Below are 16,634 nucleotides of genomic sequence, written 5' to 3' on the forward strand. Positions count from 1 at the left end.
CGTGTGTCAGTGGAAGCTCAGCGAGGCGGAGCCGGGTTCGGCGGAGAACGAGCCAGGGCAGAGGAAGCTGCCGGAGCTCTTTGACGCGGTGAACGCCTGGTTCTGGTAGGCGCGGGTGGACCCGTCACGGGTCCACCCGACGTTCGTCGCCTTGTAGCTGCAGGTGACGATGGACTGCTTCACCGTGATGTCGATGAGGTCGGACGTCGCCGTGCCCGCCGCGTCGTCGAAGGTGACGGCCGGGTCGTTGTTGAGGGTGGCGCTCGTGCCGCCGGTGCAGCTCAGGCTGCTGTTGATGGTGGCGTGGTCGATGGTCAGACCGGCGGGCGGGTCCGCGGTGGCGGTCGCGTCGGTCCACGTACAGGTGCTGCCCGCGGCCGCGATGCTGCCGTCGACCCGCTGCGAGGCCGCGGGGCCCGCGCTGGCCGCGGCGGACGCGCCGGTGGTGACCGCGAAGGCCAGGGCGGTGACGCACAAGAGTTTCGGTGTGAGCCTCATGTCACTCCTTCTTGCCACGCATGTGTGGGGGTGTTGAGTGCAGACCCGTCCGCGTCCGTGGTGAGGGGGGATGACACGGCTCCGGGCACGTCATGGAAGGTCCCACAGAAACCGACAACTTGCCATGCACGCGTCAAAGGCTGGCTGGATGGCACCCCCTGTCGACGAGGGGCCGGCAGGGGCGTGACGGCCTCGGCCGACCCCGCGAGGCCCCACACACACGCACCACGCCGTTCCGGCGAGCAGCGCCGTACAGAACGGTGAGCGGCAGCGCCAGGCTACTGAGGGCATGGGCACTCGGGTTGAGCGCTGGTTGAGCAGGTCAGCGTGCGTTCACCTTCGCGGCGCGAAGCGTCGAGGATCAACGATCGGTGCAGGATCGTTGAATACGCCTCCGTCGAGGGGACCCTCTTTGTTGCTGTGATGCCGAATGAGTTGGATCACGTGCTCACGGCCTTGGCCAGGAACGAAGCGGAGTAGACAGCGCCCCTTCAAGGTCGAAGAGGGCCCCCGACTCGCCCTCTCCCCCGCCCCACCTCCTGGACAAACTTCGTCACGTACGCGGTTCAGGGCTGAGCGTCTCCGCCTGCCACTTGTCGAACTCCCAGGCGGGATGGCTGTTGCCGAGGTACGGCAGGTGCTCGTCCCAGTCGGCGGCGGTCAGGGCCGCCGCCGGCCGGACGGTGATGTCGCCCGCGGCATCGATGTCGAAGCCCCAGGAGAAGCCGGTCAGCGGCAGCACGCAGCGCTGTTCACGGTCCAGGGGCGTGTGCGCCAGAAAGCTGTGCGCGAGCCAGGCCAGGGACCGGCGTTCGACCCGTGACGGGGCGTCGAACAGGGTCGGGTTATGGCCGAAGAAGGCGTACGGGGAAGGCGCGTCCTCGAAGAGGATGAACGGGTCCATGTCGAAGCCGGCGCCACCGGTGGTGTTGTCCGTGGACCGGACGAACTGGACCCAGCCGAACATTGCCCGGTATCCCCTGCCGGGATAGGACACGGTGGAGGTGCAGCACGGAAACCCCTGTGAGGCAGGGTGCTTACCGATCGTCAGCGGATCATCGACCTGTTCAAGGGTCACGGTCACGCTGCCGGTCTCACCGTCGTGGGTGAAGGGGAGGATCATTCCCACACTCTGCGAGCGCTCACACCTCGGCGGCAAGGGCGGCTTCTCGCCGCAAGGGCACGCGGGTCCTTGATAGCGTCGCCCCAGCGACTGCGGAACTCTCCCCGCCGGGGTCGTCGCTCTGCCGGGTCGGCTCTGCCACCACGGGACGGCGGGTGCGGGTGGCAGGGGACATTCATGGCAGGGACGAAGAGAGCCAACGCATGAGCCTCGCGCAGTTGCACTACACCTCCGCAACGGCCGGGGACGGACCGGAGAGCGGCGAGGACGCGGAGATACCCGCCCGTTTCAGTGCGGTTGACGCGGCGGTACCCGCGTCGGCGCTGACCGAGGCCGGCCCGCTCCTGGCGTACGAGCCGCCGGCCGGCACCCCTCGGCAGGTCACCGACAACGCGCTGCGCGCACTCCCCGAATCGTTGAGCTTCAGTGTCCTGTCCGACGGCAGCCATCTGCTGGCCCGTACCGTGCCGGTCCGCACCGCGCAGCTGTCGTCCCTGCGCTTCCACGCCCATGCGGTCCATCTCCCCGCCGGCACCCGGCTGCCGGGCGGAATGCTACCGATCACCGCCTGCCGGTCGGCCCGCTGGGCCGCCGCGACACCGGACCGGGTGCCGGCGGTCGATCCGGTCACCATGCTCTCCGTCGCCACGGGACGCACCGGTGAACGTGAGGGGCTCAACGACTTCGCGGTCTCCCGCGGTCCCTGGCTCGCGGGCGTCCTGGCCGATCTGCGCCGGCTGAGCGAGACCGCCGAGCCGTCGAAGGTCGTGCTCGTCGAGCGGCAGAGCGCGGATGTGGCCCGGTGGATCGCGCTGGCCGCGGCCGTGCTGCCCCAGGAGAGCGCCGAGCGGCTGACCTTCACCACGTACACCCGCCACCCGCACCGCGCCCCGCAGGCAATCGTCGGCGTTCTGCCGCAGGACACGCACGAGCTGTCCGGTCCCGGGTTCCGTGTGCACACCTGCACCGGTCCGCGCCCGGAGGGGACGGTGGACGACGCCTGGGCCGTGACCGCGGCCCGGATCTGGCGCAGCCGTACGCCGGAGCTGTTCCGGGAGGCGGCCGAGCTGCCCGGGGAGCCGTTCGCCGCCGGTCCGGTGGCCGTGACCGCCCTGTGCGCGGGCATCGCGCTGGGGCCGAACGAGCGGGCCGCCGCCGCCGGCTGGGCCGCCGAGCGGCCCTACGCACTGGACGCGAAGCGCACCCGGCAGCTGGTCGACGCGCTGACCGCGGCGGGGGTCGACGACCGCACCGGGGCCGAATTCGACGCCGCGGGGCGGCTGTTCGCCGCGCTGGACGGCCGCTCCCCCGCGGCGACCACCGCCCCGCTCGCCGCGATGCTGGTGACCGAGGCGGTTCGCGGCGGGAACGGCTCCGTGGAGCTGCCAGGCCGCACGGCTTTCAGCGGTCCGGAGGGCGCCGCCGTCGCCGCCGTGCTGGGTCCGGAGATCCTGACCGAGCTGAGCGGCGCGGGTGTCGGGCTGGACGTGGCCCGGACCGTGCAGTTGCTGCGGGTGGCCCGGCTGCTCGGCATGGACTGCGCGGAGCTGCTGCCCGGCGTCGTACGGCGGCTGGCGCCCGCCCTCCTCGCGGACGCGCAGGACGCACCGGGCTGGGCGCCCGCGCTGCTGGAGCTGATGGACGAGCAGTTCGACGTCCGTACGGCGCTGCTCGGCGCACTGGACCGGATCGCGCCGGAGGACCCCGCCGGGGCGGAACGGCTGCTGGGCCGGGTGGCGCTGCCGTTCACCGGTACGCAGCTGCTGCCGCACCTGCGGATGTGCGCCGAGGCGCCCGAGGCCAAGGCGGGCTGCGGCGCCGACCGGGTGGGGGCGGTGCAGCGGGTGCTGCGGGCCGCCGGGATGTCGCCGTTCGCTGAGCCGCTGGTGCTGCGGACGGCGGTGGGCCTGGTGTGGGAGGAGAGCGCTCCGACGGTGGGCGAGGCCCGGCTGCTGCTGGAGGCCGCGACATCGGACACGCACCGGACGGCCGGCACCTGGTCGCACCTGGTCGCCGCGGCGCTGAACGCCCCCGCCGACGACGAGCAGGCGCCCCAGCTCGCCCACGACCTGCTGCGCGGCTTCCCGCAGGAGATCGGCGGCCGGGCGCGTGGGGCCCTGCTCCTTCTGGAGTTCGCCCGCGAGCTGCGGTCCGGGTCGGCGGAGCCGGACTGGGCGGAGCGGGTCCGCGCGCTGCGGCCGGGCGCCGAGCCGGTGGAGCCGGGGGTGCTCGGCCACGCGTTCGGCGCCCTGGCCGACCGGCTGCTCGCCCCGGACGGGCCGGAGGCCGAGCTGTACGCCCTCGCGCACAGCGGCGACGCGGATCTCATCGCCGCGTACGACCGGGCCGCGCACGGCCCCGACGTACGGGCCAGGCTGGCGGCCGATCCCGGCTACGCGGCCGGCTGCTTCGCCGTGTGGACGGCCCACCCGCACGCGGGGGCCGAGTGGAGCCGGACCACCGCCGCCCTGCTGGAGGAGGTGCTGCGCCCCGCGGTGCGCGCGCTGTCCGCCGAGGGGGTGGCGGCCGTCGAGGAGGCCGTCGGGCGCTCCGGCAGCAGCGGCCGGGCGGAGGCCTTCCGGGACTGGAACCGACGGAGCCAGGGCACCCTGGGCCGGCTGGGCAGGCGGCTCGCGGGCCGCGTCCGGCGCGGCTGAACCGGCACCCGCCCGCCCCTGTCCGCCCCGTTCCGCGCCCGCGTGTGTCGCGGGTCGTGCGCGCCGCCGGGTACCTTGGTCCTTACCGATCTCGTGGGCCTCCTGGCGGGCTGCGTGAACCCCCAGGAGGAACAACATGACGACGAACCGCGGGCGCAAGGACGTGATCCGGGACCGGATGGCCGCGACCGGTGAGTCGTACAACGTGGCGGCCCGCAATCTCAAGGCGATGAAGGACATGGGCGCCACGCGTGAGGCCGTCCTCGTCCAGCGCTGGCGCCCCGCCGAGTCCCTCGACCTGCCGTGCCCGTGCGGCGGTACGTGCGAGCCCGGCGAGACGTGTGAGCGGTGTCACGCCCAGCACCGGCACGTGGCGCGGTATCCGGGGAGCGCCACGGAGGTGGAGACCTGGGTCGACCGGTACGAGTGCACCGGCTGCCCGGCCTCGTACACGCTGCTCGTCGAACTGCCGGGGCGCCCCTGGGGCGTGGCGGAGACGGTGATCCAGGGCGGTTCGGCCGAGGAGGTCGTGCGGGCCCGGGTCTTCCCCGGTGTGGTGCACCCGCTGCTGAAGCCCGAGACGCCGGAGGAGGACTGACGCGAGCGCGTCGGTCCTCCTCGTGGCGGGGCCCCGGCGTCAGGCGTCGGGGGTCAGCCGCAGTGAGATCGAGTTGATGCAGTAGCGCTGGTCCGTCGGGGTCGGGTAGCCCTCGCCCTCGAAGACGTGGCCCAGGTGCGAGCCGCAGCGGGCGCAGCGGACCTCGGTGCGGACCATGCCGTGGGCGCGGTCCTGGACGAGTTCGACCGCGTCGGTGTCCTTCGGGTCGTAGAAGGACGGCCAGCCGCAGTGCGACTCGAATTTGGTGTCGGAGCGGAACAGCTCCGCGTCACAGGCGCGGCAGGAGTAGACGCCCGTCGTCCTGGTGTCGGTGTACTCGCCGACGAAGGCGGGCTCGGTGCCGGCCTGGCGCAGCACCGCGTACTCGGCGGGGGACAGCTCCGCCCGCCACTCCTCGTCCGGCTTGTCGATGTCGTACGGCACGGTGGCTCCCTCAGCTCGACAGGTGGTCCAGGATCTGCGGGCCGAGGTCGGTGACGTCGCCCGCTCCCATGGTGAGAACGAGATCGCCGGGCTTCGCCATTCCCGCGATGGCCTCGGGGACCGCCGCCTTGTCGTGGACGGCGGTGACATCGGCGCCGGCGGCCCGCGCGGCGTCGATGATCAGGGTGCTGGTGATGCCGGGGATCGGGTCCTCGCGGGCCGGGTAGATGTCCAGCACCACGGAGGCGTCGGCCAGCGCGAGGGCCTGGCCCATCTCGGTGCCGAGCTCCTGGGTGCGGGAGAACAGGTGGGGCTGGAAGACGACCAGGAGGCGGGCTTCGGAGGCGGCACCGCGCATCGCTTCGAGGTCGGCGGTCATCTCGGTGGGGTGGTGCGCGTAGCTGTCGATGACCTGGACGCCGGCCGCCTCGCCCTTGAGCTGGAGGCGGCGCTTGACCCCGGTGTACTTGCCGAGGGCCGAGGCCAGGTTGTGCGCCGGGATGCCGAGGGCGACTCCGGCGGCGAGGGCGGCGACCGCGTTGAGCGCGTAGTGGCGGCCGGGGACGGAGACGGTGAAGGTGAGGTACTTCCCGTTGAGGACGACCGTGACCTCGCTGGTCAGGCCGCGCTGGGTGATCTTGTGGACGCGTACGTCGGCGTCCGCCGCCTCGCCGTAGGTGACGACGTTCAGCGCGGACTGGTCGCGCACCCGGCGGGTCAGCTCGACGGCGCCGGACTGGTCGGCGGAGACGACCAGGGTGCCGTCGGGGACGACCTTGCCGACGAAGGTCTCGAAGGAGTCGTAGATCTCGTCCATCGAGGCGTAGTTCGCGTGGTGGTCCAGCTCGACGTTGAGGACGATCGCGACCTCGGGGTCGTACTTCTGGAAGCTGCGGTCGCTCTCGTCCGCCTCGGCGACGAAGATCGCGCCCTCGCCGTGCGCGGCGTTGGTGCCGGGTCCGGCCAGGTCGCCGCCGATCGCGTACGAGGGGTCGAGGCCCAGCTCGGTCAGGGCGACGGCCAGCATCGATGTGGTGGTCGTCTTGCCGTGGGTGCCCGCGACGGCGATGGCCCGCAGCCCCTCCATCAGCGAGGCGAGCGCGTCGGAGCGGTGCACGACGGGGATCGAGAGATCACCGGCGCGCACCAGCTCCGGGTTGTCGGCGCGGATGGCACTGGAGACGACGACACAGGTGGCGTCGTCCGCCAGGTGCCCGGCGGCGTGCCCGATGTGGACGGTCGCCCCCAGCGTGCGCAGGGCCTCGGCGGTCGCGGACTCCTTGGAGTCGCTGCCCGCGACCTTCGCGCCGCGCCTGGCGAGGATCTTCGCGATGCCCGACATTCCGGCGCCGCCGATGCCGATGAAGTGCGGCCGTTCCATGGCGGCGGGGATGCCGGGTGCCATCTGTGCTCCTGCGTTCGGGTGTGGTTTCGAGTCGCGGCCGAGGGCCAACCCGGACCGCAGGGTCAGCCTATTCGCTGTGCGCGAAGAGCTTGAGCACCGGTACGCCGACCTTGTGCCGGGCGCGGGACGCCCAGTCGCGGTGGAAGAACTCCTCGACGTAGTGCGGCGCGGTCAGCACGATGACCTCGTCCGCGTCCGAGTCCTGGACCACGGACGTGAGCTTGTCCAGGGGGTGGGTCTCGATCACCTGCCCGACGGCTTGTGATCCCGACTGCCGCAGGGCCTCCAGGGACACTTCGAGCGCGAGTTCGGCGGAGGCCCTGGCGTTCTTGCCCTCCGGTTCCTCGCTCTCGCGGGCCGCTTCCTTCAGTTCGCCCATCGCCAGGTCGTCGATGGCCCGCAACAGCACATCCGCCTGGTCGCCACGTGGCTGCATCAGCACGACAAAGGAGATCTGCTCCTCCCCGTGCAGGGTGGTGACGAACTCGACGTCCTCGGAAGTGAGGGGCTTCTCGATCATCAAAACGCTGGTGAACACCACAGGCGCCCTTCTGCTTCAGTGACCGTCGCCGGCCACTGCTGAAACCATCCTTCCCCGTGCTCGCACGGGGTCCGCGTTCCATTCTGCCCACCGAACGCTAACCGGAACGGTATATTCCGCTGATTGTCAGATTCGACGGTATCGAGAGAAGAGGAACCCGGCCTCCTCCAGCACCGCCGCCAGGGCGAATCGTTCCGGCACCGCCACCGAGGGACCGCCCGCGATCCGCTGGGCGTCCCCGGCGGTCAGCATCGGCGCCAGCGTCAGACACATCTCGTCCAGCACACCCGCCGCCACGAACTGACCGAGCAGTCTGGGCCCGCCCTCCGTCAGCAGCCGCTTGAGGCCCCGGTCGGCCAGCTCCCGTACGGCCCTGGCGGGGTCCACCCGCGACCCCTCCCCCGCGATCACCACCTCCGCACCCGCCGCGCGGGCCGCCGCGATCCGGTCCGGGGGCGCCCCCGCGCCGGTCAGCACGAGCGTCGGGACCAGCGGCGAGACGAAGAGCGGCAGCGAGAAGTCCAGATCCAGGCTGCCGCTCACCACGGCGACCGCCGGGGCGGGCCCCTGGCCGGCCGCCGCCCGCCGGACCGCGAAGGCCTCCCGGGCGCGGGCGGGCCGGTACCCCTCCAGCCGTACCGTCTGCGCGCCCGCGATCACCACGTCCGCGAGCCCCCGCAGGGTGCCGAAGATCCGCATGTCGCTCGCGCAGGAGACCGGCTGCGAGCGGCCGTCGTGCTGGGCGGCCCCGTCGAGCGTCGACACCATGTTGGCGCGCAGCCAGGAGCCGTCCGTGTCGGGGTAGGCGTAGGCGTCGGCGAGAGCGTCGAGGCTCCACTCACCTCGGTCGTCGGCCGCTGTCAGGTCGGTCACAGGGAACAGGCGTCGCATGTTCCGCAGTCTGGCACGGCCGTAAGCTAGACAGTTGTGTCCGCCTCTCATGCCGTGCCGGGGCCCAGCCCCATAGCCGAAACGGCCCCGCTGTCCCTGTGCGCCCTCGAACCGCGCGTCCCCGCCGACCGGCTGGTCGCCGAGATGGTGCCGCCGCCGCGCTTCGACTCGGTGCGCTTCGATACGTACGTCCCCGACCCGGACCAGCCGAGCCAGATCGAGGCGGTCAAGGTCCTCGGGGACTTCGCCGCCGGGCTGGGCGGGGCGCACGCCAGCGGTGAGCGCAAGCGCAAGTGGTTCGGCAAGAAGGCCGAGCCGAGCCGCGCGCCGCGCGGGGTCTACCTCGACGGCGGCTACGGGGTCGGCAAGACCCACCTGCTCGCCTCGCTCTGGCACGCCACGCCCGCCGCACCCGCTCTGAAGGCCTTCGGGACCTTCGTCGAGCTGACAAACCTGGTGGGTGCGCTCGGCTTCCAGCAGACCGTGCGGACGCTGAGCGGGCACCGGTTGCTGTGCATCGACGAGTTCGAGCTCGACGACCCGGGTGACACGGTGCTGGTCTCCTCGCTGCTGAGCCGGCTGGTCGAGGCGGGGGTGGCGCTCGCCGCGACCTCCAACACGCTGCCGGGCAAGCTCGGCGAGGGCCGGTTCGCCTCGGCCGACTTCCTGCGGGAGATCCAGGGGCTGTCCGCGCACTTCCGCCCGTTGCGCATCGACGGCCAGGACTACCGGCACCGCGGTCTGCCCGACGCCCCGCCGCCGTTCTCGGAGGAGCAGGTCACCAGGGCCGCGTACGCGACCGAGGGCGCCAGCCTGGACGACTTCCCCGCACTGCTCGACCATCTGGCCCGCGTCCATCCGAGCCGGTACGGCGCGCTGACGGACGGTCTGCGGGCCGTGTGCCTCACCGAGGTGCGGCCGGTGCCCGACCAGTCGACCGCGCTGCGGCTCGTGGTGCTCGCGGACCGGCTGTACGACCGGGAGGTCCCGGTACTCGCCTCCGGGCTGCCGTTCGACCGGCTGTTCAGCGAGGAGATGCTGAACGGCGGGTACCGGAAGAAGTACTTCCGGGCAATCTCCCGGCTGACGGCACTGGCGCGTGACGCAAAGGGACTGGTGGCGCAGTAGGTTCGGGGGCGTGACACCGGCCGGGCACGAAGGAGTGCCCCGCCACTCCCGTACAACCGCGCATTCCGTTTGAAGGGATCCAGCATGGCTACCACGCGTCAGGCGCACACGGTCTGGGAAGGCAACCTGATCGAGGGCAAGGGCGTCGTCACCCTCGATTCCTCGGGGATCGGGGAGTACCCCGTCTCCTGGCCGTCCCGCGCGGAGAAGGCGAACGGCAAGACCAGCCCGGAGGAGCTCATCGCCGCGGCCCACTCCAGCTGCTTCTCCATGGCACTGTCCAACGGTCTGGCCACGGCCGGCACCCCGCCCACCCGGCTGAACACCCAGGCCGAGGTCACCTTCCAGCCGGGTACCGGTATCACCGGTATCCACCTCACCGTCGAGGGCGAGGTGCCCGGTCTCGACGAGGCGGGCTTCGTCAAGGCGGCCGAGGACGCGAAGGCGAACTGCCCGGTCAGCCAGGCTCTGACGGGCACGACGATCACGCTCACCGCGTCGCTCGCCTGAGCCGCTGCCCCGGACGGCGGGTGGACGCGTCCACCCGCCGTCCGGGGGTCGCCGCACGGCGCAGGAGCGCCGCAGGACAATCGGTGACGGTTGATCAGTTATTTTCCGCCAATGACAACTTCTGTACGGAAAATGACGACCATGACCGTTCTGGGAGTGGTAATGGGAGGAGCCCTCGCCGCCTGCGGAAGCTCCGGGGCCTCCGGCGGCACGGGTGGCGCCGGTGGCTCCGAGGCCTCCCCCGGTGACAGACCCGCGGCCGCCCCGGCGACTCCCTCCGGAGCCGCGACGAGCGCGTCCCCCGCCGCGAGCAAGCCGCCCAACATGGCCCCCGGCCCCGGCGGCCTGGCCCGCGTCCTCACACGCGGGCCGAAGAGCACCGACAAGGTCGTCGCGCTCACCTTCGACGCCGACATGACGGCCGACGAGGGGCCGCGCGCGGCCGGGGGCGAGCACTTCGACAACCCGAAGCTGATCGCCCTGCTGCGCCGGCTGAAGGTGCCCGCGACCGTCTTCATGACCGGCAGGTGGGCCGAGGAGTACCCCTCGCAGGCCCGCTCCATCGGCACGGACCCGCTCTTCGAGATCGCCAACCACTCGTACAGCCACTACGCCTTCACGTCGCCCTGCTACGGGCTGCCGACCCTGGGGAAGGAAGCGATCGGCGGCGAGGTACAGCGGGCCTTCGGCGCGATCCGGAAGACCGGCGCCCGCAATGTGGTGCCGTACTTCCGCTTCCCCGGCGGCTGCTACGACGACGCCTCGCTGCGCGCGCTCGGGGCGCAGAAGGTGACGGCGGTGCAGTGGGACGTCGTCAGCGGCGACGCCTTCGCGACGGACGCGGACGCGGTGGCGGAGCAGACGCTCGACGGGGTGAAGCCCGGTTCGCTGGTCGTCATGCACTGCACCCGCAGCGCTGCGCCGGTCACGGATCAGGCGGTCAGCCAGGTGGTGCCGGAGCTGCGCAGGCGCGGCTACCGCTTCGTGAAGGTGTCCGACCTGATGCCCGGCTGAGCACCGCTCGGGCCCGACGCGTCAGCCCGAGCAGGCCGAGCGCTGGGCCTCCTGCCATTCGCAGACCGGGCAGAACGTGATGCCCTTGACCGACTCGGGGTACTCGGTCGGCTTCCGGCACAGCACGCACTCCGCGAACGGGGGCCCGCCGGCCGCCACGGACACGGCCGGCGCCTCGCGGTACGGGGCGTCCGCGCTCTCGTTCACACCTTCATGCGCACCCTGATCCATGGGGACGAGCCTACTCAGCCGCGTACGGAAGTGAGCTTGCAGGCGACCGCGACGGCCGCGGCGCCGACGGGCGGGAGGATCAGTTGGCCGACGCCTTCTCGGGCTTGACCTCGCTGGGACGGACGATCACGAAGCCCTCGCCGTCCAGACGCAGTTGGACGGCCTCGCCCGAACCGCCGCGGAGCATCGAGCCGACACTCTGCGAGCGGTGCAGCGACGTGGTGAGGTGGGCGCTCCAGCCGACGACCGCGTCCGTGTCGACGCACACCGGCTGCTGCGGCGTGACGGGGATCACGATGGGGTTCCCCTCGCACATCAGGCCGAGCTTCCCGTACCCGGTGAAGACGCTGTTGAAGAGGCCGCCGCCGGTCACCCCGGCGCCCTTCACGGTCTTGATCTCGTAGGCGAGCGTGGAGTCGAAGCACAGGACGTTGCGGCCGTTGATGGTGAGGACGTCGCCCTGCTCCATCTCCACGATGAAGCAGTTGGCCGCCTCGTGCGCGAACCACGCCTCGCCCTGGCCGCGCACCGCCATCAGCGGCAGGCCCTCCCCGGTGACGGCACGCTTGAGCAGTCCGCCGAGCCCCTGGCCCTTGCGCTCGAACTGGAGATCACCCCGAAAGGCGATCATCGATCCCTGGCGTGCGTGCATCTCGCCGCTGACCGCGTACTTGATCGATTTGGTGTTCTGCAGGGTCATTCCGGGGGCGGTTGCCTGCTCCGCCATGTGCTCGCTGGAGAATAGATCGCTCTTCATGCGGTGCATCCTCACCCGGAGGGATTCATTCCGCCAAGGGCCGGATTCCGGGCGGCTGGCAGACTGGACGGGTGAGCAGCAACGACACCCCCGCGCCCCCGTCCGAGACCGCCGGCCTGCCTGCGGACAGCCCCTTCCGCCCCGAGCGGACGAACCGGGACGAAGCGCAGCAGTACGTGCTCCCGCTGGTGGTCCATATCGAGAAGACGGCTCCCCCGGCCCGCACCGACGCGCTGCGCACGGCCGCCCGCGCGGTGCTGGTGATGCTCTCCGACGAGCGGTCGCTCGGCGAGGGCGAGTGGGCGCAGGCGATGCGGGACTGGCAGGACGCCCGGATCCGCAAGGTGGTGCGGCGGGCGCGCGGCGCGGAGTGGCGCAAGGCCTGCGCACTGCCCGGGATCACGGTCACGGGCGGGAGCGCCGAGGTGCGGGTCTTCCCGCCGGTGCCGCTGGACCGCTGGCCCAAGGAGCTGGCCAAGCTCCAGGTCTCGGGGACGGAGCTGGACGACCCCGAGCCGCCTGCCGCGCCCGACCTCGCCGGGCCCGTCCTCTGGCTGAACCCGGAGCTCGACATGTCCGCGGGCAAGGAGATGGCACAGGTCGGGCACGGGGCACAGCTCGCCTGGTGGGAGTTGTCGGAGCCGGAGCGCACGGCATGGCGCGAGGCGGGATTCCCGCTCGCCGTCGCCACCGCGGGGGCGGACCGCTGGCGGGAACTCACCGTGAGCGGACTGCCGGTGGTGGAGGATGCCGGATTCACCGAGATCGCCCCCGGGATGACCGTGGTGGCCGAGGGAGCCCACCGCGTCGGCTCCCTCCCGCCCCTGCGACGGCCGTAGGGCGTCTTCCGCCCCCGTCCCGTTCCCCATCGGCTGAGCGGACCGGGGGTTAGCCCCATCCGGAGCGGGCGGCCAGCAGGATCGCGCCGTACGACCTCGAACGGAAATGCTGGGCCCGGCAGATAGCGCTGGTTTCCCCAAGATTCCGTAGGAGTTGGCTCGTGCGTACGCAGGCATGGAAAAGGTCTCGTTCTTCCGGGCGGCAGCGGGGCGGTCCGAGCAGAGCCGTGCCGGCCGCCGCCGCGCTGACCGTGGGCGTCATGACGATGGGTTTCCTGGTGCCGCCCGCGGCCTCCGCCGCCGCCACCGCCACCGCCAGGCCGAACGCCGTCCAGCAGGGGCTGGACGCGCTGGTGCGCGCGGACGGCATGCCCGCCGCACTGGCGAGCGTCAAGGACCGCCAGGGCCGCACCCGTACCTACACAGCGGGGGTCGGCGACCTGGCCACCGGCTCGAAGGTGCCCCGCGACGGGCAGGTGCGGATCGGCAGCAACACCAAGGTGTTCACCGCCGTGGTCGTGCTGCAACTGGTCGGTGAAGGGAAGATCCGCCTCGACGCCCCGGTCGACACCTATCTGCCGGGCCTGGTACGCGGAGAGGGGATCGACGGACGCCGCATCACCGTCCGTCAGCTCCTCCAGCACACCAGCGGACTTCCCAACTACACCGACTACGACCTCCAGCCACGGGACTTCGAACCCCGCGAGCTCGTCGACATCGCGCTCCGGCACGAGGCGCACTTCGCGCCCGGAACGAAGTGGGAGTACAGCAACACGAACTACGTGCTGGCCGGCCTGATCGTCCAGAAGGTCACCGGCCGGCCCCTCGCCGAGGAGCTGAACCGGCGCGTCATCACACGCATCGGGCTGCGCCACACCTACTTCCCCGCCCGCGGTGACACGACCATCCGGGAACCCCACCCCAAGGGCTACGACAGGGACTCGGCAACCGCGCCCCTGAGCGACGTCACGGAGATGGACCCCTCCTGGGCCTGGGCGGCAGGTCAGATGATCTCCACCAACTCCGACCTCAACCGGTTCTTCACCGCGCTCCTGGCCGGCCGCCTCCTCCCGGCGGCCCAGCTCGCCCAGATGCGCACCACCGTCCCCGCCGAGTACTTCGGCCCCGGCGCCCGCTACGGACTGGGGCTCGTGCGCATGCCGCTGTCGTGCGGCGGGGTCTACTGGGGCCACGGCGGCAGCTTCCCGGGATACGAGACACGGGGCGGGGTCGCCGCCGACGGCCGCGCCGCCAATGTCGCGGTGACCATCCAGCCGACCGACCCGGCGGCCATGAAGCATGTCGAGAGTGTCGTGGACACGGCCTTGTGCGCTGACCGCACCGCCTCGCACGGCGCCCGGTGACCCGGCCCTGCCCCTGCCGCTGCCCTTGCCGGGAACCTCAAATCGAGCTCTGAACGTCCCCCTCTTCGGATTCACCGCCGTATGCCGGGGCCATGACCCCTGCACGGAGTGGACGAGGGGGACTCGATGAAGCTGGGTACCGGTATCGGCTGGCGGCCGGAGATCGCCGACGCGGTGGAGGAACTGCCGGGGGTCGACTGGGTGGAGGCGGTCGCGGAGAATCTGTGCGCCGACCATCTGCCCGCCTCCCTCACGCGGCTGAGGGAGCGTGGCGTCACCGTGGTGCCGCACGGCGTCTCGCTCGGGCTCGGCGGAGCCGACCGCCCCGACCCCGGCCGGCTCGCGGGCCTCGCGGCGCGGGCCGCGCTGCTGGGCACGCCGCTGGTGAGCGAGCACATCGCGTTCGTACGGGCGGGAGGGCCGCGCACCGCGTCGCCCGCGCTGGAGGCGGGGCACCTGCTGCCCGTACCGCGCACCTGGGCCGCGCTGGACGTGCTGTGCGAGAACGTGCGGATCGCGCAGGACTCGCTTCCGGTGCCGCTGGCCCTGGAGAACATCGCGGCACTGATCTCCTGGCCGGACGAGGAGCTGACCGAGGGGCAGTTCCTGGCCGAGCTGGTCGAGCGCACCGGGGTCCGGCTGCTCATCGACGTGGCCAACCTGCACACCAACCACGTCAACCAGGGCGAGGACCCCGCCAGGGCCCTCGACGAGCTGCCGGTGGAGGCCATCGCGTACGTGCATGTGGCGGGCGGCGTCGAGAAGGACGGCGTCTGGCACGACACGCACGCCCACCCGGTCACCGAGCCGGTCCTCGCCGTCCTGGCCGAGCTGCGCTCCCGGGTCAGCCCGCCCGGGGTCCTGCTGGAGCGCGACGACGACTTCCCGCCGGCCGCCGAGCTGGCGGGCGAGCTGGACGCGATCCGCGCCACGCTCGACGCGGGCCGGGGCCGTGCGCGGCCGGTGCCCAGGGAGGCGTCCCCGCGCACCGGCTCACCGGCAGGCGCCGAGCGGACCGGAGAACCGGTGGACAGCGACACCGTCCGGGACCGGGTCGCGGTGGCGCAGACCTCGCTGCTCTCCGCCCTGGTCGCCGGCACCCCCGTCCCGGAGGGCTTCGACCACCGCCGGCTCGGCGTCCAGAGCCGGGCGCTGGCCGCCAAGCGCGCCGATGTCGTCGCCAAGGTGGCACCCGAGCTCCCGGAGATCCTCGGGCAGGCCTACCGGGGGGCGTTCCTCGCGTATGCCAAGGCCCGCCCGATGTCGGACGGTTACCGGCGCGACGCGCTGGACTTCGCCGAGCAGCTGCTCGTCGCGGGCCGCCCCGAGGACAGCGCGGCCCGCCGCCGGCTGACCCACTGGTGGCAGGACCGGGCCGCCCCGCGTCCGCCGCGCCGCACCACCCGGCTGGCGCGTGCGGCCCGATCCGTACTCGCGGGAAGGTGACCGGGATGAACACCCTGGCCCTGGTGCTGACCATCGCCGTCGCGGTCTCCTCGACGCTGCTGATCACGGCAGCCCGCCGTGCGGGGCGCGGGCCGGGCGGCCCCGTCCACGACCTCTCCGAGGTGGCCTTCCTGAACGGCGGGCCGGGCCGGGTCGTGGACACGGCGCTCGCCGCGATGCAGGCGGACGGCCGGCTGGTCGTCGGCGGGCCCGGCATCGTCGCGGTCCAACGGCCGGTCGCCCACGACCCGGTGGAGCGGGCCGTGCTCCAGGAGCAGGCGGCGGCCCCGAGCGGTGCGCTGCACACCCTGCGGGCCGCGACGATGCGCCATGCCGCGGTGCAGGAGATCGGCGACGGGCTGGCGTCGCGCGGTCTGCTGGCCCCGCCCGGAGCGAACCGGACCCGAATCCGCTGGGGCATGGCGCAGGGGCTGCTCTGCCTGCTCGGGGTCCCGGCCGCCGTCGCCGTGACCATCCATCAGTTCGTCTCGGACGACTACGGCGCCGCGTCGGCCGTCCCGTTCTTCCCGAAGGTGTTCCCGGCGCTTCTCGCCGGGGCCGTCATCGGCTTCGTCTGTGTGGGCGGCGCCCGGTCCCGGATCACCGGAGCGGGCCGCGGTGCCGCCGCGGAATACCGTGCCGCCTACGCGTCGCGGACCGATCCGGCCCATCTGGTGGCGACCGCCGGGCCGCGGGCCCTGCCCGATCCCGAGCTGCGCAGGCACCTGCTCACGGCGTCCCGGACGAGGCCGGCCGTGCCGTCCACGCCGTCGCACCACTCCTCGGGCTCCTCCGACGCGATGCTCATGGCGGCGGTGTGGTGCGCCGGTACGGCCCCGGGCCGTGGCGGGTGCGGCAGCTCGTCCGGGCACAGCGGCGGGGGTGGCGGGAACGGGTGCGGTGGGGGATCCGGTTCCGGATCGGGGTCCGGTTGCGGATCATCCGGTTCTAGCTGCGGTTCGGGGTCCAGCTGCGGCTCCGGATCGAGTTGCAGCTCCGGATCGAGTTGCGGATCATCCGGATCGAGCTGCGGCAGCAGCTCATGAGCGGTGCCCCGTGCCCGTAAACGACAACGGTGCGGCGCGCAGGCTGCGCGCCGCACCAGGAGCCGAACCCGGTGTCGCTGGAACGGCGGCCGGCACACAGTGCCGCGGTGCCCGCCGTCTGATCTTCCGGGTTGGGGTGGTC

The 16,634-nt window shown here is 72.4% G+C and carries 17 protein-coding genes; 9 read left to right on the forward strand and 8 right to left on the reverse strand.

The window, feature by feature from the left end; translation table 11 throughout:
- Nucleotides 1–6: 6 nt before the first annotated feature.
- Nucleotides 7–498 (reverse strand): hypothetical protein, encoded by a 492-nt coding sequence (locus ACZ6S6_RS08505; RefSeq protein WP_362954847.1) that lies wholly within the window; start codon nt 496–498, stop codon nt 7–9.
- Nucleotides 499–1,051: 553 nt separating this feature from the next.
- Entirely contained in the window at nt 1,052–1,621 is a 570-nt protein-coding gene (locus ACZ6S6_RS08510) for a hypothetical protein (RefSeq protein ID WP_469704424.1), read from the reverse strand.
- Between the two features lie 203 nt (nt 1,622–1,824).
- Between ACZ6S6_RS08510 and ACZ6S6_RS08515 the strand changes: the two genes are divergently transcribed.
- Nucleotides 1,825–4,278 carry a GTPase-associated protein 1-related protein gene (locus ACZ6S6_RS08515; protein WP_469704425.1) on the forward strand — a complete coding sequence of 818 codons (2,454 nt, stop codon included), beginning with the start codon at nt 1,825–1,827 and terminating at the stop codon, nt 4,276–4,278.
- A 136-nt stretch (nt 4,279–4,414) separates the two neighbouring features.
- Nucleotides 4,415–4,876, forward strand: coding sequence for a hypothetical protein (locus ACZ6S6_RS08520; protein ID WP_362954852.1), 462 nt, complete (start codon nt 4,415–4,417; stop codon nt 4,874–4,876).
- 39 nt (nt 4,877–4,915) lie between these two features.
- Here the strand turns inward: ACZ6S6_RS08520 and msrB are convergent, their stop codons facing one another.
- From msrB to ACZ6S6_RS08540, 4 genes are all read right to left on the reverse strand, one after another.
- The gene (msrB, locus tag ACZ6S6_RS08525) at nt 4,916–5,320 is read right to left on the reverse strand and encodes a peptide-methionine (R)-S-oxide reductase MsrB (RefSeq protein WP_362954854.1); all 405 of its coding nucleotides are present in this window, start codon (nt 5,318–5,320) and stop codon (nt 4,916–4,918) included.
- 10 nt (nt 5,321–5,330) lie between these two features.
- Nucleotides 5,331–6,725, reverse strand: coding sequence for a UDP-N-acetylmuramate--L-alanine ligase (murC, locus tag ACZ6S6_RS08530; protein ID WP_362954855.1), 1,395 nt, complete (start codon nt 6,723–6,725; stop codon nt 5,331–5,333).
- A 67-nt stretch (nt 6,726–6,792) separates the two neighbouring features.
- Nucleotides 6,793–7,245, reverse strand: coding sequence for an indole-3-glycerol phosphate synthase (locus ACZ6S6_RS08535; protein ID WP_362954857.1), 453 nt, complete (start codon nt 7,243–7,245; stop codon nt 6,793–6,795).
- Between the two features lie 147 nt (nt 7,246–7,392).
- Nucleotides 7,393–8,157: a pyrimidine reductase family protein gene (locus ACZ6S6_RS08540; protein ID WP_469704426.1), complete on the reverse strand. Its 765-nt coding sequence runs from the start codon at nt 8,155–8,157 to the stop codon at nt 7,393–7,395.
- 36 nt (nt 8,158–8,193) lie between these two features.
- Here ACZ6S6_RS08540 and zapE point away from each other — a divergent pair, with 36 nt between their 5' ends.
- From zapE to ACZ6S6_RS08555, 3 genes are all read left to right on the forward strand, one after another.
- On the forward strand, nt 8,194–9,285 hold the full coding sequence (gene zapE / locus ACZ6S6_RS08545; protein WP_362954860.1) for a cell division protein ZapE: 1,092 nt from the start codon (nt 8,194–8,196) through the stop codon (nt 9,283–9,285).
- An 84-nt stretch (nt 9,286–9,369) separates the two neighbouring features.
- Nucleotides 9,370–9,795 carry an OsmC family protein gene (locus ACZ6S6_RS08550; protein WP_124285482.1) on the forward strand — a complete coding sequence of 142 codons (426 nt, stop codon included), beginning with the start codon at nt 9,370–9,372 and terminating at the stop codon, nt 9,793–9,795.
- A 132-nt stretch (nt 9,796–9,927) separates the two neighbouring features.
- Complete coding sequence (locus tag ACZ6S6_RS08555) at nt 9,928–10,809, forward strand: polysaccharide deacetylase family protein (RefSeq protein WP_469704427.1); 882 nt, start codon at nt 9,928–9,930, stop codon at nt 10,807–10,809.
- Nucleotides 10,810–10,830: 21 nt separating this feature from the next.
- Here ACZ6S6_RS08555 and ACZ6S6_RS08560 read toward each other — a convergent pair whose 3' ends face one another.
- The gene (locus ACZ6S6_RS08560) at nt 10,831–11,040 is read right to left on the reverse strand and encodes a hypothetical protein (protein ID WP_362954864.1); all 210 of its coding nucleotides are present in this window, start codon (nt 11,038–11,040) and stop codon (nt 10,831–10,833) included.
- A 79-nt stretch (nt 11,041–11,119) separates the two neighbouring features.
- Nucleotides 11,120–11,797 carry an AIM24 family protein gene (locus ACZ6S6_RS08565; RefSeq protein WP_469704428.1) on the reverse strand — a complete coding sequence of 226 codons (678 nt, stop codon included), beginning with the start codon at nt 11,795–11,797 and terminating at the stop codon, nt 11,120–11,122.
- Nucleotides 11,798–11,868: 71 nt separating this feature from the next.
- Between ACZ6S6_RS08565 and ACZ6S6_RS08570 the strand changes: the two genes are divergently transcribed.
- The 4 genes from ACZ6S6_RS08570 to ACZ6S6_RS08585 all read left to right on the forward strand — a co-directional run bounded on the left by ACZ6S6_RS08570 (nt 11,869) and on the right by ACZ6S6_RS08585 (nt 16,492).
- On the forward strand, nt 11,869–12,636 hold the full coding sequence (locus ACZ6S6_RS08570) for a peptidyl-tRNA hydrolase (RefSeq protein WP_469704429.1): 768 nt from the start codon (nt 11,869–11,871) through the stop codon (nt 12,634–12,636).
- Nucleotides 12,637–12,863: 227 nt separating this feature from the next.
- Entirely contained in the window at nt 12,864–14,000 is a 1,137-nt protein-coding gene (locus tag ACZ6S6_RS08575) for a serine hydrolase domain-containing protein (RefSeq protein WP_469704430.1), read from the forward strand.
- A gap of 126 nt (nt 14,001–14,126) precedes the next feature.
- Nucleotides 14,127–15,446 (forward strand): MbnB/TglH/ChrH family RiPP precursor modification enzyme, encoded by a 1,320-nt coding sequence (locus tag ACZ6S6_RS08580; protein WP_469704431.1) that lies wholly within the window; start codon nt 14,127–14,129, stop codon nt 15,444–15,446.
- Nucleotides 15,447–15,451: 5 nt separating this feature from the next.
- Complete coding sequence (locus ACZ6S6_RS08585; protein ID WP_469704432.1) at nt 15,452–16,492, forward strand: TIGR04222 domain-containing membrane protein; 1,041 nt, start codon at nt 15,452–15,454, stop codon at nt 16,490–16,492.
- Nucleotides 16,493–16,634: the final 142 nt, after the last annotated feature.

It is taken from the genome of Streptomyces sp. NPDC048671, from assembly GCF_055587045.1.